Source organism: Corynebacterium timonense (assembly GCF_900105305.1).
Lineage (GTDB): Bacteria > Actinomycetota > Actinomycetes > Mycobacteriales > Mycobacteriaceae > Corynebacterium > Corynebacterium timonense.
This window is the reverse complement of sequence record NZ_LT629765.1, coordinates 537,262-552,825: the sequence shown is the minus strand read 5'-3', so window position 1 is coordinate 552,825 and position 15,564 is coordinate 537,262. Positions and strand designations below refer to the sequence as shown.

Annotated in this window: 13 protein-coding genes; 1 reads left to right on the top strand and 12 read right to left on the bottom strand. The window is 68.7% G+C overall.

The annotated features are described in order from the left end of the window. Positions 1–29 precede the first annotated feature (29 nt). The 12 genes from BLT81_RS02730 to BLT81_RS02675 all read right to left on the bottom strand — a co-directional run bounded on the left by BLT81_RS02730 (position 30) and on the right by BLT81_RS02675 (position 14,790). Positions 30–1,136, bottom strand: a complete 1,107-nt coding sequence (locus BLT81_RS02730; RefSeq protein WP_019193089.1) for a UDP-N-acetylglucosamine--N-acetylmuramyl-(pentapeptide) pyrophosphoryl-undecaprenol N-acetylglucosamine transferase — start codon at positions 1,134–1,136, stop codon at positions 30–32. A gap of 27 nt (positions 1,137–1,163) precedes the next feature. After that, positions 1,164–2,759, bottom strand: a complete 1,596-nt coding sequence (locus BLT81_RS02725) for an FtsW/RodA/SpoVE family cell cycle protein (protein WP_019193090.1) — start codon at positions 2,757–2,759, stop codon at positions 1,164–1,166. Positions 2,760–2,862: 103 nt separating this feature from the next. Next, the gene (gene murD / locus BLT81_RS02720) at positions 2,863–4,284 is read right to left on the bottom strand and encodes a UDP-N-acetylmuramoyl-L-alanine--D-glutamate ligase (RefSeq protein WP_019193091.1); all 1,422 of its coding nucleotides are present in this window, start codon (positions 4,282–4,284) and stop codon (positions 2,863–2,865) included. Beyond that, positions 4,284–5,390, bottom strand: coding sequence for a phospho-N-acetylmuramoyl-pentapeptide-transferase (gene mraY / locus BLT81_RS02715; protein WP_019193092.1), 1,107 nt, complete (start codon positions 5,388–5,390; stop codon positions 4,284–4,286). The genes murD and mraY overlap by 1 nt, the downstream gene beginning before the upstream one ends. 119 nt (positions 5,391–5,509) lie before the next feature. After that, positions 5,510–7,057, bottom strand: a complete 1,548-nt coding sequence (locus tag BLT81_RS02710; RefSeq protein ID WP_019193093.1) for a UDP-N-acetylmuramoyl-tripeptide--D-alanyl-D-alanine ligase — start codon at positions 7,055–7,057, stop codon at positions 5,510–5,512. After that, on the bottom strand, positions 7,054–8,637 hold the full coding sequence (locus BLT81_RS02705) for a UDP-N-acetylmuramoyl-L-alanyl-D-glutamate--2,6-diaminopimelate ligase (protein ID WP_019193094.1): 1,584 nt from the start codon (positions 8,635–8,637) through the stop codon (positions 7,054–7,056). Before BLT81_RS02705 ends, BLT81_RS02710 begins: the two co-directional genes overlap by 4 nt. Positions 8,638–8,658: 21 nt before the next feature. Next, positions 8,659–10,761, bottom strand: coding sequence for a peptidoglycan D,D-transpeptidase FtsI family protein (locus BLT81_RS02700; protein ID WP_081582843.1), 2,103 nt, complete (start codon positions 10,759–10,761; stop codon positions 8,659–8,661). Positions 10,762–10,852: 91 nt separating this feature from the next. Then, the gene (gene ftsL / locus BLT81_RS02695; protein WP_040420647.1) at positions 10,853–11,686 is read right to left on the bottom strand and encodes a cell division protein FtsL; all 834 of its coding nucleotides are present in this window, start codon (positions 11,684–11,686) and stop codon (positions 10,853–10,855) included. A 38-nt stretch (positions 11,687–11,724) separates the two neighbouring features. Continuing rightward, positions 11,725–12,726, bottom strand: a complete 1,002-nt coding sequence (gene rsmH, locus BLT81_RS02690) for a 16S rRNA (cytosine(1402)-N(4))-methyltransferase RsmH (protein ID WP_040420797.1) — start codon at positions 12,724–12,726, stop codon at positions 11,725–11,727. A gap of 244 nt (positions 12,727–12,970) precedes the next feature. Then, positions 12,971–13,408, bottom strand: a complete 438-nt coding sequence (gene mraZ, locus BLT81_RS02685; RefSeq protein ID WP_019193098.1) for a division/cell wall cluster transcriptional repressor MraZ — start codon at positions 13,406–13,408, stop codon at positions 12,971–12,973. A gap of 495 nt (positions 13,409–13,903) precedes the next feature. Continuing rightward, a complete protein-coding gene (locus BLT81_RS02680; protein WP_019193099.1) occupies positions 13,904–14,287 on the bottom strand; it encodes a DUF3040 domain-containing protein in 384 nt (127 codons plus the stop codon). Between the two features lie 89 nt (positions 14,288–14,376). Further along, complete coding sequence (locus BLT81_RS02675) at positions 14,377–14,790, bottom strand: SAV_6107 family HEPN domain-containing protein (protein WP_019193100.1); 414 nt, start codon at positions 14,788–14,790, stop codon at positions 14,377–14,379. A 167-nt stretch (positions 14,791–14,957) separates the two neighbouring features. On the opposite strand from BLT81_RS02675, the gene BLT81_RS02670 reads away from it, so the two are divergent. Then, the gene (locus tag BLT81_RS02670) at positions 14,958–15,536 is read left to right on the top strand and encodes a GNAT family N-acetyltransferase (RefSeq protein WP_040420798.1); all 579 of its coding nucleotides are present in this window, start codon (positions 14,958–14,960) and stop codon (positions 15,534–15,536) included. Positions 15,537–15,564: the final 28 nt, after the last annotated feature.

The window sequence follows — 15,564 nt, the reverse complement described above, 5'->3', positions numbered from 1 at the left end:
GGCGGGCCAGGGTCGTGTGAAGCGTAAGTCTAGTGAGCGCGGGCGGCCCGCACGACGCGGGTAGCCAGCTCGTGGGCGACGCTGCCCGCGCCCGAGCTATCCAGCGCCTGCTGCATCTGCGCGAGCCTTCCGGGCTCGCCCACGATCGCGCGGACTGCCTGCGTCAACGATTCCGGCGTCAGGTCGGCGTCGTCGATACGCACCGCCGCCCCAAGGTCGACGAGGTGGGCGGAGTTGAGCCCCTGCTCGCCGTTGCCGTGCGGCAGCGGAACGTAGATCGCGGGGACCCCGGCGGCGGAGTTCTCCGCCACCGTCATCGCCCCCGAACGGCACACCACGAGGTCGGCGACGGCGTAGGCCGCCTCCATATCGTCGATGTAGGGCACTGCCGTGTAGTACTCGTGCGGTGCCGGGGCGTCGTTTTTGCGGCCGTAGGCGTGCAGCACCTGCGCGCCGTCCGCCGTGATGGACTCCACCGCGCCTGCCACGGCGTTGTTGATGCTCACCGCGCCCTGGGATCCGCCGGTGACCAGCACGGTCGTCCGTTCCGGGTCGAGCCCCCACATGCGGTAGCCGCGGCGCGCTTTTTCCCCGTCCTCGTCGACGCCGACGCCGGGGCGCACGGGGATACCCACGATTTCCCCCGGCATACCGGACCCGGCGACAGCGTTCAGCCCCACGCCGCCGAGGCGCACTCCTAGTTTGTTCGCCATGCCCGCCAGCGCGTTCGTTTCCAGCACGAAGAACGGCAGCTTGAGCGACGCGGCGGCAATGTACGCCGGTGCGGCGACGTAGCCGCCGGTGCCGAAAACAACCTGCGCCTCGGTTTCCCGCAGCGCGCGGCGCGCCTGGCGCACCGCGCGCGCCACCTTGAACGGCACGCCGGCGAGCTTCCACGGGGCCTTGCGCGGGATGGGCACCGGGTCAATCAAAGAAAGCGTAAAGCTGCGGGCCGGGACAATTGTGGTCTCCAACCCCTTCTCGGTTCCCAGCGCGGTGACCGTCGCGCCGAACTCGTCGCGCAGGACCTCGCCGACCGCCAAGGCCGGCTCGATGTGGCCAGCCGTGCCTCCACCGGCGAGGACGACGTTGAGCGGGCCGGAGCCGCGCTGCACCTTCTCAACCATCTCAACCATGGTCGGATTGCTCCTTCGTGTTGGCTACTATCCCGCGCGGCGGGTCGTACGCGTCGTGCTGGCAGTGGACTCCCAGGATCGCGGCTGGGGCACGGCCGTCCCCCTGACCGCCCGCGCGGCGCTGCGCGTGGGCGCGCCGCGGTGCGGGTAGCGCTGCGGGTCCTTTTGCATATCCCGCTGCGGGGCCCCGGCGGGGCGTCGCAGCGCCGACCCGGAACGGGCGGTGACGGGGGTGCCGAAGCGGGCTTCGCGGCGCGAGCGCGCGTTGCGCGCGTCCTGCTCCCTGCGCGCCGCGCGGGTCTGGCCCGGGGTGGTGGGTTCGCCGATGCCGAGCATGCGGTCGAAAGCGGGGCGGCCGTAGTTCTGCATCGCGGACACCGCGTCGGGCTCGTGCCGCGCAATGGAGGCCAGGATGCCCATCGAGGCCAGCGTGATCACCGCGGAGGTACCGCCGGCGGAGACCATGGGCAGCTGGATACCGGTGACAGGCAAGAGCCCGACGACGTAGCCGATGTTGATGAAGGCCTGGGAGACCACCCCGGCGGCGAGCGAGGCCGCCATGAGCGTCTGGAACTGGTTCTGCGCGCGACGCGCCGCGCGCAGCCCGAAGTATCCGAGCAGGGCGAACAACCCAATCACGAGCGCCCCGCCCCACAGGCCGAGCTCCTCGCCGATAACGGCAAAGATAAAGTCGTTGCGCGCCTCTGGCAGGTAGAACCACTTCGCGCGGGACTGCCCGAGGCCGACGCCGAACAGGGAGCCGTCGGCAAGCGAGAGGAAGCCCTGGTGCGACTGGAACGCGATGCCGCGCGTGTCGTCAAAATGGCCGAAGAGCGCGTCGAAGTAGACGTGGAAGCGGTCCGAGCGGTAGCCGCCGGCGAAAAACACCACGATGAGGCCGATGAAACCGGCGATGGCGGCGAAGGCGATGAATCCCGTGGAAATCCCGGCGAAGAGCAGGATGAAGGCCACGACGATAGCGAAGTTAACTGCCATCCCGAGGTCGCCCTGAGCGGTGATGAGCAGCAGGCATAGCCCCGCCACCATGGTGAAGCCCACAAAGCCGTTCGCGAGCCGCGAGGGCTCGCGGTAGTCCTTGTTTGCCAAAAGCTTCGCCCCCCACACGGCGATCGCCGCGCGGGCGAACTCGGAGGGCTGCAGGCGTAGCGGGCCGACCACGAGCCACGACTGCGATCCCACCTCGTCGCGGCCGGTGCCGATGCCCGGAATGAGCACGAGAATAAGGAGGGCGATCGCGACGATCATGACCGCGTTGGCGAGGGCGCGCACCCGTTCTGGCGAGATCCGGAGCATGACCCAGAAGAGGACCAGGCCCAGGCTGACCATGAGGGCTTGGCGCAGGGTGGTTGACCAGACGCTTGACGACGCCGCAAAGGACGCCGCCATCGAGGAGCTCGTCACCATGACGAGGCCGAGGCCCGCGAGCACCACCACCACGGTGCGGATGACGGTGTAGTCCAGCAGCGGGCGCGCGTCCATGCCGTCGTGGAAGCGGCGGCGCAAGGATGAGAAGGTCCCGGGCCGGCTGCCGGCGGGACGGGGCGCGGTGGTGCCGCTTCTGCGGGGTGCTGCGTTCTCCCGCGCGCTGCGCGTCACTGTCATGGCCACCGCCCTTTCTTGTCGTTTCGCCCCAGTGGTCACTAGAGACACAGTAGCCACAATAGACTGCGAAACGGTAGCGACGGGCGGACCAACACGGCACCGATTACGAGTGTCTCACGGCCGCCGCCGCGAAGAGCTCGCCACGCTGGGCCATCCCCGAAAACATATCGAGGCTGGCGGCGGCCGGCGCCAGCACCACCGTGTCGCCCGGGCGGGCGTGGCGCGCCGCAAAGTCGACGACCTGCTCCATGGCGCGCGCGGGATCCGTCTCCTCGCACACACAGACCGGCACCTCAGGCGCGATGCGTGCGAGCGCCTCGCGCAGGATCGCCCTATCCGCCCCGAGGAGGGCCACCGCCCGGAACTGGTGGGCGTGGGCGCGCACGAGCTCGCCGACCTCGGCGCCCTTGAGCTGCCCCCCGGCGACCCACACGACGGTGCCCGCGCCCTCCAGCGCCGAGTGCGCGGCGTGTGGGTTCGTGGCCTTGGAGTTATCCACCCACTCAACGCCGCCGGCCGCGTGCACAACCGCCCCGCGGTGGCCCGCCACGCGGTAGCCGGCCAGCCCGGCGGCGATCCGCTCCGGGCGGACCCCCTGGCTCGCCGCCACCGCGGCCGCCGCGAGAGCGTCGTAGACGCCCGCCACCCCGGCCGGTTCGATGCCCACCGCACTCGCGAGCTCCACGGCATCCCCACCGAACCGAGCCACGATGGCCTCGCCGACCACACCGACCTGACCATCGTCCGGCGTCGAGAGGGTAAAGCCGATGACGTCCTCGCGCCCGCTGTCGCGCACGAGACGCGCGACCTCAGGGTCGTCGACCCCCGCGACGGCGGTCTCCGCTCGCAGCACCGCGGCCTTGTCCCGCGCGTACGCGGCGAAGGAGCCGTGCCAGTCGATGTGGTCTTCGGCCAGGTTGAGCAGCACCCCGGCCGCCGGGCGCAGCTGGCTCGACCAGTGCAGCTGGAAGCTCGACAGCTCCGCCACGAGCACGTCCGCCCGCGTCGGCGCCAGCAACGCGTCGCTGACCGACAGCCCGATATTGCCGCAGGCCACCGCCTCGAGACCGGTGTCGTGGGTCGACTCCGCCATGATCGCGGCAAGCATCCCCGTCGTCGTGGTCTTGCCGTTCGTCCCCGTCACCGCCAGCCACGTCCGCGGAGCGCCGAAGACGCCAGCGCGGTCGAGACGGAAGCACAGCTCCACGTCGCCGAGGACGTCCAGCCCGGCCCGCGCCGCCGCGACGAGAAGCGGCGTATCGGGGCGCCACCCCGGGGAGGTCACCACGGTGGTGTACTCGCCGATCGCGCTCGCCGCCTCCGCTGTTCCCAGGGTGGGTGCGCCGGTCTCCTCCCCCAGCGCCGCCCGGTTCTCGGCGTTGTCGTCGGCGACGGTGAACCCGACGCCGAGCGCCGACAACAAGCGCGCGGCGCCCCGGCCGGAGACCCCGGCGCCGACGAGCAGAACCCCATTGCGCAGCTCGGGGGGAACGTTGCCTGGCACGACGCTCGCACCCGCGCCCATTAGACCGCGGCTCCCATCAGAGACAGCCACTCGCCGTAAAAGACCGCGACGCCAAGCGCGCCTGCCATGGCGGAGAGGATCCAGAAACGGATCACCACTGTCGTCTCCGGCCAGCCGCCGTTTTCAAAGTGATGGTGGATGGGCGCCATGCGGAACACGCGTTTGCCGGTGGCGCGGAAGGAGACCACCTGGATCACCACCGAGGCCGCCTCAAGCACGAACAGCGCGCCGATGATCACCATGAGCAGCTCGGTCTTGCTGGTCACGGACAGCCCGGCCACGAGGCCACCGAGCGCCAGCGAACCGGTATCCCCCATAAAAATCTTGGCCGGGGAGGCGTTCCACCACAAAAAGCCGATTGTCGCGCCGAAGCCGGCGGCGGCGAGCGTGGCCAGATCCAGCGGGTCGCGCACGTCGTAGCAGCCCGGCCCGGGCGCGGCCGAGCAGGACTGGCGGAACTGCCAGAACGTGATCGCCGTGTAGGCCGCCATGACAAAGGCCGTCGCGCCCGAGGCCAGCCCGTCGAGACCGTCAGTCAAGTTCACCGCGTTCGACCAGGCGGCCAGCAGGATGTAGATGAAGACGAGGAAGACGATGGTGCCAATCACCCCACCGACCGCGGCGAAGTCGACGATCTCCATGTCGCGCACGAAGCTAAGCGACGTCGAACCCGGCGTCAGCCCCTGTGCGTTTGGAAACTGCAGCACGAGCAGACCAAAGAGGAGCGCGATGGCCAGCTGCGCAACGAGCTTCGCCGTCTTGTTCAGCCCGAGGTTGCGCTTCATAAACAGCTTGATGCCGTCATCGGCAAAGCCCACCGCGCCGAGCGCCAACGTGAGACCGAGCACGATCCAGCCCGAGGCGGTAAAGGCCGCGTGGCCGGAGCTCAACGCCCACAGCCCGGCGACGACGTAGCCCGCGGTGATGCCGGCGAGGATGGCGATGCCGCCCATCGTCGGTGTGCCGCGCTTGCGGGCGTGGGAAGCCGGGCCGTCCTCGCGGATCTCCTGGCCGAGGGCGCGGTGGTTGAAGTACCGGATGAGGACGGGGGTGAGGAAGATAGCGACGAGGAAGCTGACTATCGCGGCGATGATGATTTGAACCATATGCGTTATACCGTGCGTTATTACAGTGCGTTATTACCGTGCGTTCTTAGCGTGTGTGCGGCCCGTAGTGCGTCGTGCCCCGGCTGGCCTGCCACGGGCGGGCGGCGCAGATACCCGTTTCAAGCGTGGTCATTGCGGCCGTCCTTCAGGGTATGTCCTGCCAGCAGCCGCTCGGCAACGCCCCACAGCCCGGCGGAGTTCGAGGCTTTGACGAGCACGACATCGCGCACGGAGCGCTCGTACCACCCTTCGGCCCCGGCGGGTGGGGCGGAGAGGATGTTCTGGACCTCCGCCGCGGCGTCGTCGACCCCGTGGGCGGTCACCGTGGCGATCCCGCGGGCGCGGGCCTGCCCGACAAGCGCACGCATAGGCGGCGTCTGCCCCACCGCGACGAGGTGCGTGACGTCGTAACGCGCGAGCTCGTCGCCCAGTTCACGGTGGGTGTCGACGGTGTTGCTGCCCAGCTCGTTCATCTCGCCCAGCACGGCGATCGAGCGCACCCCCGGGCGCGCCGCCGCGGTGAATCCCAGCGCGGCGATCCCGGCGCGCATCGAGTCCGGGTTCGCGTTGTACGCGTCGTTGATGACGGTCACCCCGTCAGCGCGCGTGTTTACGTCCATGCGGTTGACCGACACGCCGTGGGCTCCGCTGAGGGCGGAGGCCACCGTCTCGGCGGGCACACCCGACTCGACCCCGACGGCGGCCGCGGCCAGCGCGTTGGAGACTTGGTGCGCGCCAAAGACGTTCAGGCGGACGCGCTGCGGCTGGTTGCCCGGCGAATGGAGAGTGAAGCTGGCCCGTGCGACGTCATCAAGCTCGACGTCCGTGGCGTAGTAGTCCGCGTTCTTGGAGCGGGTGGAAAAGGTCACCACCCGTGCATTCGTGCGCACGGCCATCCCCGCGACGAGGTCGTCGTCGGCGTTGAGGATGGCGACGCCGCCGCGGTCCGCCTCAGGAAGCGCCTCGACGAGCTCCCCTTTCGCCACCGCGATGTTCTCCCGCGAGCCAAACTCGCCCAAGTGGGCCGAGCCCACGTTCAGCACGACGCCGATGCGCGGCGGAGCTATCTCCGCAAGGTGTGCGATGTGGCCGATTCCGCGCGCGGACATCTCCGCGACGAGGAAGTCCGTGGAGGGCGAGCAGCGCAGCACCGTGTAGGGGTGGCCGATCTCGTTGTTGAACGATCCCGGGGGCGCGACCGTTTCTCCGGCGGTGGACAGCACCGCGGCGATGAGGTCTTTCGTCGAGGTCTTTCCCGCAGAACCGGTCACGCCCGTGATGGACAGCCCGTGGTGGCTCGTCAGCTCGCGGGCCACGTGCGCGGCGAGGCGCGACATCGCTCCCACGACGGCGGCGACGCTGCCGTCCTTGTCGTTGGCCGCTAGGTCAGAGTTGTCGTCGGCGCGGGTCTGTGCAGCCGGGGCGATGATGGCGGGCGCGTCCACGTCCCGCGCGGCAAGCACCGCGACCGCCCCCTGGTCCACCGCGGCGGACGCGAAGTCGTGGCCATCGGCTCGCGCACCGCTTAAGGCAACGAAGAGGCCGCCCTCGGCGACCTTGCGCGAATCGAACTCGACGTAGCCACCAACGACGGCGCCCGGATCTGCGTGCTCGTTGAGCGTGCCGCCGGTGACCTCCGCGATCTCACGGAGCTGAAGTGGAATCATGGTCGCTGTCCTTCGCTGGCCTCGTGTGTCTGTCCCCTATTCTCTCCCTGCTGGCCGGAAACGGCATGTCCACCGTAACCGGAGCGTTCCAGGGCGCGGCGCATTTCCTCCCTGTCGTCGAAAGGGTGCGTGGTGGTGCCCACGATCTGGCCCACCTCGTGGCCCTTGCCCACCACGATCACCGCGTCGCCCGGGCGAGCCCACGCGACCAGCTCGCCGATCGCGTCGGCGCGCGACCCGGCCTCGCGGATCTGCGCATCGGTGCCTGCCGATACCGCGCCGTCGATTACGGCCGCACGGATCGCCGCCGGATCCTCCGTGCGCGGGTTGTCGTCGGTGACAATCACGAGGTCGGCCCGCAGCGCCGCCTCCTTCCCCATGAGCGGGCGCTTCGACGCATCGCGGTCCCCGCCCGCGCCGATGGCCACTCCGACGCGCCCGTCGACCTGGCCGCGCAACGTCTCCAGCGCGGCGGCCACAGCGGCGGGCTTGTGGGCGTAATCGACCACCGCGACGAAGTCCTGCCCGGCGTCGATGCGTTCCATGCGCCCGGGCACGGCCGCGTTCTCGAGCCCCGCGACGAAGCGGGCCACGTCTACGCCCGCCGCGTGCGCCATCGCCGCGGCGAGCGCGGCGTTGGCCACGTTGAACGCTCCCGGCAGCGGCAGAGTCAGCTCGTAGGTCTCGCCCGCGAGTGTCAGGCCGATGTGTTGGGAGCCGGCTGGCGTGACGTCGACAAGCGAGGCCGCGCAGTCGAGCCCCTCCTGTCCCCGCGTGCCCACGGCATAGCCCGTACCTGCCCTGTCGAGCATACGTCGCCCCCACTCGTCGTCGACGCAGACGACGCTGCGCGCGGCGCGGACAGGCGAGGAGGGGTCGAAAAAGCGCGCCTTGGCCTCGAAGTAGTCCTCCATCGTCGGATGGAAGTCAAGGTGGTCCTGGCTCAGGTTGGTAAAACCCGCGACGTCGAAGTCCGTGCCGTCGACGCGGCCGAGGCTCAAGGCGTGGGAGGAGACCTCCATGACCACGTGCGTCACGCCCTCGGCGAGCATCTGCGCGAACAGCGCCTGCAAGGTCGGCGCCTCGGGCGTGGTCAGGCTCGTCGGCACGTCGCGCCCGCGGATGCGGGTGCCCGTGGTCCCAATCAGCCCGACTTGGCAGCCAGCGGCGATCAGCCCCTGCTCCAGAAGATAGGTGGTCGTCGTCTTGCCCGAGGTCCCCGTGACGCCCAGCACCTTCATGCTTTGCGACGGCTGACCATACACGCGCGCCGACACCCGGCCGAGCACCGCGCGGACGTCATCAACAACGAGAACCGGGCGCGTTTCGCCCGCCTGCTCGAGGATTGCGCGCCCCTCGGCGTCCGTCAGGATCGCGCCCGCCGCGGACTCCGCCGCGTACGTCGCGCCGTGGACCCGCGTCCCCGGCAACGCTGCGAACAGCCCGCCCGGGGCGACCGCGGTGGAGTCGAGACTCACCGAGGAAACCTCCGTCTCGGCGGCGGCGCCGCTCAGGGTCGTTCCCGCCTCTCGGGCAAGCTCGCCGAGCGTCGTGGGTGCGGCGCTAGGAATCGACGTCACGTTCCACTCTCTTTCCGCAGGCTATTGTTCCTGCAACACGTAGGGCTCTGCGGGCGGGCTCTGGGGCAGGTTTTCCCTGTTGATGAGCCATCCCGCGATCTCGCGGAACACCGGCGCGGTGGTCTGGCCGCCCCCTCCGCCGGGGAGGGGCCCGCGCTGCGGTTCGTCGAGCATGACAGCGACGACGAACCGCGGGTCATCCGCCGGGGCGATACCCGCAAAGGTAATCCAAAACTGGCTTTGAGAGTACGCCCCCGTCTCCGGGTTAACCTTCTGGGCCGTGCCAGTTTTGCCCGACAGCTGGTAGCCCTCGAGGTCGCTGCCCTGGGCGGTGCCCGAATTCAGCCCAGCGGGGTCCTCCTGGAAGGTCGAGCGGAACATGTCGACGACGGTGCGCGCCGTCTCGTCGCTGACCACGCGCGTGCGCGCGGGTTCCTCCTGCGGAACGTCCTGGCCGGAGGCGTCAGTCACCTTCGAGATAATGCGCGGCTCGATGCGCTCGCCTCCGTTGGCGAGGGTCTGGTACACGCTGGCCATCTGCAGCGTCGTCCAGCTCATGCCCTGCCCGATGGGCAGGTTGGCGAAGGTACCACCCGACCATTGCTCAAGCACGGGCACGAGGCCGGAGGACTCATTCGGCAGCTCCACGCCGGTTGCCTGGCCGATGCCGAAGCGCTGCAGGTAATCCCAGTACTTCTCCTCCCCGAGGCGCTGCGCGATCTGCAGCGTGCCCACGTTCGAGGACTTACCGAAGATGCCCGCGGTGGTGTAGGGCGCCACGTCGTGCTGCCAGGCGTCGTTCACGGTCACGCCCGCCATGTCGATGGAGCCGGGTACCTGGTGCACCTCGTACGGGTCCGTCACCCCCTCCTCGATGGCGGCGGCCGCGGCGATGACCTTGGCCACCGAGCCCGGCTCGTAGGGCGCGGACACGGCATCGTTTTCGAAGTCGCGGCCCTGCGCGAGCTGCTTATCTACGTTGCCGTTGGGGTCGATGGTGTCGGTGTTCGCCATCGCCAGAACTTCACCGGTGCGGGCATCGAGGACGACGGCCTCCCCGTTCTTCGCCAGCGAGTTCTCCTTCGCCTGCTGGATGACCTGCTGGACGTACGTCTGCAGCTCCAGGTCGATGGTGAGCTGGACGGTCGCGCCGTCGACGGCGGGGGCGGAATCCCGCAGCGTGCCCGGGATGGATTGCCCGTCGGCCGAGACGTCCTCCGTGGAGCGGCCGTTGATCCCCGTGAGCACAGCGTCGCTCGACGCTTCCAGCCCGAACTGGCCCTGGCCGTCCATGGAGACCTTGCCCACGATGTTCTCGCCGATGGCCCCGTTCGGGTACTGGCGGATGTCCTGGTGGTCCGCAGCGACCCCATGGAAGCGCTCCGCCACGTCGGCGGCGACGTCCGGGTCGACGTTGCGCACGAGTACTTCGTACTCGGTGTCCGCGTGGAGCTTATCCAGGATGTCCTTCGCACTGACGACACCGGCGCCGCTGTCGGCCGGAGCCGCGTCCGCCGGGGCTTCAGCACTAGCACTGGCACTGTCGTTGCCGCCGGTCCTGTCCTCGGTGCGGGCCGTCACCCCCCCGACCTTGTGTTTCGCCGTGTCCGCGTCGGCGATCATCACCGGGATCTCGTTGGCCATGGTGCGCAGGACGTCTTCGACGCGGGCGTCAATTTGCGCGTCGATCGCCTCCTGGGACACGCCCTCCATGCGCATTTTCAGGTCCTGCTGTTCGCGAAGCTCCCGGCGCAGCAGCACCGGCGAGACGGTCAGCGAGCGGGCCTGCATGGTATAGGCCAGCTCGTTGCCTGAGCGGTCGAGGATCTCGCCGCGGCGCGCCGGCTCGACGTAGATGCGCTCCCGCTGCGCTTGCGCTTGCTGCTGCAGCTCCGGCGCCCACACCACCTGGACCCAGGCGAGGCGAGCGACGAGAAGGACCGCCGCGACGACGAAGATTGACGCAATGAAGCTGGCGCGACGGTGCGTCACCTTCTTCTGCGGCGCAGGCCCCGCAGCGGCCGCGACCGGCCCGCGCGGTTGTCTCGTGCTGCTCACGGCCCTGTTCTCACCTTCTTGGTCGTTCTCATTGTCAGGCTTTTTCCGCCACTTTCGCCCCCTCATTGTGCCCGGCCCCGCCCGTGCCGAGGTGAGCGCCACACGCTGAAAAGCACATCTCCGTGCCCACGCGCTCGTGTGGGCGTTCTCAGCACACCTACTCGCTCGGCGCGCTCGGTGCGTTCGGCGCGTACGGCGCCAGGTTGATCGGGGCCCGCTCGGCGGGCGCCGGGTTGATCGGGGCCCGCTCGGCGGGCGCCGGGACGTCCTCGGGGGTCGTATTCTCCGGGGCGCTGGTACCCCGCGCGCCGTTACGCCCCAGCACGTTGCCGCCGGGCACCGATGTCAGGCTGTCGCCGAGTTCGTCTGTGGCGTTGCGGTCGCTGGTCGCGCCGTTGGCACGCGTGGGTGCGCCGTTGACGTCGATGATCGTCGAGGTGGTCTCCGGGTCGGCCGCACGCTGCTCGTGAACCTCACCCACCTCGTCGACGACAAGGATGCCGGGGTGGCCGGGCACGACCATCCCGGCCTCGGCAGCCCGCTGGGCGATCTGCCCGGTCGACCGCACGTCGCCGAGGTCGCGATTGAGTGACTCGACCTCGGCCTTAAGCGCGCGCTCGCGCGACTGCAACTGCTGGATTGTAAAAGACTGGTTGGTCGACATTCCCGAGAGCATCATCGCGAACACCACGCCCGCGACGAGCAGAGGCACGGCCACGATGGTGACCGAGGAGAACCTCTTCTTCGTGTTTTCCGGAACGCTGACGCGCCGCCCGCGCACGGAAACAACCTGCTGCGAGCCCAGCCGGCCGCCGCGCGCTCCGCGCGGGACGTGGGGCGCAACCCGTGGGGCGCTCGCAGTACGGCCTGGCGTGGGGTGAGGCGCGCTAGCAGGCGCGTACATACGCGGCCTGCGTCGCGTCGGCGCGGGCCGCGTCAGCGTCGCCGTGCCTGCCCGTGCGCCTGCGGTGTAGTCGCGGCTGGCTCCCATATACGTGCCTCTTTCTTCACCATGGTCGTTGTGTGTTCTCATTGCTCTGCCTCCGCACGCTTTTCGACGCCCCGCACGCGCACCGACGCAGCCCGCGGGTTCCGGGCAATCTCCGCTTCGGAGGCCTTCTCGGCGCCGTGGGTGATCGCGGTGAACCGCGCCTCGGTGCCCGGCAAATCGACGGGCAAGCCCGGTGGGGTCGTGGACGTGGTCAACTGGGCGAACGCGGATTTCACGAGCTTGTCTTCCAGCGACTGGTAGCTCATGAACACCGCCCGCCCGCCGGGCCCGAGCAGCTCGGCGATCACGGGGATGACGTTCTCGACTGCCTCGAGCTCCCGGTTGACTTCAACGCGCAGAGCTTGGAAGGTGCGCTTGGCAGGGTGGCCGCCCGTGCGGCGGGTCGCCGCCGGGATCGTCTCGTAGAGCAGGTCGACGAGCCGACCGCTGCGCTCGAAAGGTTCTTTGTCGCGTTCCCGCAAAACCGCCGCGGAGATCTTGCCGGCGAAACGCTCGTCGCCGTACGTCTTGAGCACCCGCGCGAGCTCGCCGTGGCTGTAGGTGTTGAGCACGTCGGCCGCGGTCTGCCCCTGCGTCGGGTCCATGCGCATGTCCAGGGGCGCGTCGGCGCGGTAGGCGAAGCCACGGTCCTCTCGGTCTAGCTGCATCGAGGAGACACCAAGGTCGAAGAGTGCCCCCGCGACCCCGTGCTCGCGCGCGGCGTCGAAGGCGGGCCCCTCCGCGGATTTGATAATGCGCCCGATCTCGTCGAAGCGGGCGTGGACCGCAACGAAGCGCTCGCCGAACCGGGCGAGTCTGTCCCCCGCTTCACGCAGGGCGTCCGGGTCCCGGTCGACCCCGATCACCCGCGCGTCGGGAAAGACGGTGAGAAAGTGCTCGGTGTGCCCGCCGGCGCCAAGAGTTCCGTCAACAATCACGGCACGAGGACCGAACGCCGTGACCGCCGGCTCCAGCAGGTGCGCCATGCGATCGCGCATGACGGGAACGTGGCCGCGGTTGGAGTCGATGTCGTAGTCCATGTCGGCGGGCTGTGCGCCGTTGCTGTCCGGTCCGGTCATGTCATCCACTCCCTCCGCCTTGCGTCCGTCACCGTTTCAATTGCGTTGTCCTTATCACCAGCGCGTGGCCGGGGGAGCGCATAGAGCCCTGCCCGGAGCGGCTGTTCTGATGTCGGGGAAGTACACCAGAACGCTTCTCGCCCCGGACAGAGTCCGTACACGCTCTCCGTCAGTAGTCAGCCGCCCGCTCCGTGGGTAGTCAGCCCTAGAGCAGACCGGAGAGAATGTCGTCGTCGTCGTCAGCGGCCGCGAACGCGGCCTCCGTCTCTTCCTGATATGTGTTCCAGGACTCGGCGTCCCAGATTTCGAGAAAATCGACCGAACCGATGACTACGCACTCCTTGCTCAGGTGCGCGTACTCGCGGTGCGCCGGGGACAACGTGATGCGGCCGGACCCGTCAAGCGTTTGCTCATCCGCGCTGGCAGCCAGGTTGCGGATGAAGGCGCGCGCCTTGGGGTTCGTTCGGGACACGGCTGCGGCCTTGCGGGCGCGAGCCGCGAACTCCTCGCGCGGGTACACCGCGAGCGAGTGGTCCTGCCCCTTTGTCACCATCAACCCGTCCGCCAGCTCCTCGCGGAACTTGGCGGGCAGTGTCAGGCGCCCCTTGTCGTCGAGCTTGGGAGTGTAGGTTCCCAGAAACATCCGGAGCCCACCTTCCTTCCACTCACCGACTTCGGTTGTTCAATTTTCCGGCGCCGAAACGCTGTGACACGTCGTCAGAATGCCACCTCGCTCGCCGCTATACCCCACTTTAACCCACTCTCCCCCACATTGGCCACACCTGACACGTTATTTCTCATAGATGCCAGAAACGCCGCAGGTCACAGCCATAAATAAGGTGGGGCACTTTCCCGAACGGCAGCAGTCCCCCCGCAGCGAGACTCACGAATCCTTTCCCCAGCAGAATCAGCACGCACCACCCCATCGCACTTGAACAGCGGTTTCGGATACCTTGAAGCTCTTCCCCCTTCCCGCAGGGCCCCTCCCCTCACCGGAAGCCGCCGCGAGGAGTCGCCGGGGGGCGCAGTGGGGCGCGGGGGTGGGGCAAAGTGGGAGACGAGGCGCCGCCCCAGATCGGGCAGGGTGCGGGCATAAAAAAACGCAGCCCATTCGGGCTGCGCAGCAGGCGGTTCGGCGTTAGGACTCGAAGCGGCGGCGGAAGTTTTCCTCCATGGAGGTCACGCGCGGGGAGGATTTCTTGGATTTCTGTGCCCCCGCCCGTTCCGCGAGCCCCTGCGCCGGGGCACGCAGGGCCATAATCCCGCCGAGGAGCATGACAATAAAGCCAACCACACTAAGGGCGATCAGCCACATGCTCACGGTCGCCAGCGCCACACCACCGATGAGCAGAACAAGCCCGAGGACGATGATAGCGACGCTGCGCATTGTAAGCCTGCCCGTGCCGCCACCGACGGAGGACGAGCCAACGTCGGGCATCTTGGTGGCAAACGAGGGATCCTCGGCAAGGAGGGAACGCTCAATCTCTTGCAACGCGCGCTGTTCCTGCTCCGAAAGAGACATTCTTTACTCTCCTGCTCTCAATGGTGATTACTTCCCAGACTACTTCTTCAACGCCCGAGACTCACCGAATGTTCCCCGCGCGGGCGCGGCTACGCAACGAGCGTTGAGCCAGGCTGCGCCGCCGCGAAGAATTCTTCCACCGCGTCCATGAACCCGCGCACAACGTCCGATGGCGGGGCGTCCGCGATCCCGGACGCCACCCGAGCACGCAGGGAGGAAAACGCCGAAAAGCGCCGCGCCCAGGCTTCTCCGAACTCTCCGGTCAGAGCGAGTTTTTCCCAGGCACTGCTGGGCAGCCGCTTGCGCCGGCGCAGCACTGGCGACTCGGCGCAGACCGCACCTGCGACGCGCAGGGCGGCCCGGTAGCTGTACTCGAGAGCGAGGTCGTCGGCCCCACGCGCCTCCTCCTCCCGCGCCCGCAGAAGAAGCTCATCCGCGGCGGCGAAGAAGCGATCGCTCGTGGCCGCCCTCGACCGCGTTGTTGCCGAGATGATGCTACTCATGAGCTCCTCCGTTTCCTTGTCCCACTACCTGCCCGTCCGCCGAATTCAAGCGGTGAGCCCACATTAAAACTCGTGTTCGACATGGCCCCAGCGGGTACGAACACTTGTTCGAGCAAATGTTCGGGGAAACACTCACAACGCGCGAGCGGACGTGGTTCGATGGGTTCATGAGCTATTCCATCCGCCAGCTTGCCGGCCACGAATTCGCACTGCTGGCCCCCACGCTGGTGGACATCTATATCGCAGCCATGGGTTACTCCCCTGCCATCCGCCGCCAGCGCATCGACGTGTGGCGCGGTGAAATCACCTACCCCGGGTTCACGGCCGTCATCGCCATCGACGAGAGCGCCGAGCCAGAGCGCGTCGTCGGGGTGGCCTACGGCTTCACCGGGGCCCGTGGGCGGTGGTGGGACCAACAACTCATCCGCGGGCTCAAACAAGCCGGCGCCCTGACCTCTCAGGCCTCAGCGATGCTCGACGACTACTTCGAGGTGGCCGAAGTGCACGTCGAGGCCGCCCACCAAGGCCGCGGGCTCGGCAGCAGGCTCGTGTGCGAGCTCGTCCGAGACGTGCCCTCCGCGTGGGCGCTCCTGTCCACACCCGAGGTTCCGCAGGAGCGCAACGCCGCTTTCGGCCTCTACCGCAAGCTCGGCTTCGTCGATGTTGTGCGCAATCTCATGTACGCGGGCGACTCCCGCCCCTTCGCTGTCCTAGGCCGCAGACTCCCCCTCCGCCCCGCAGGGTAACCTGTGAGGCGTGACGCGTACGCGCCCC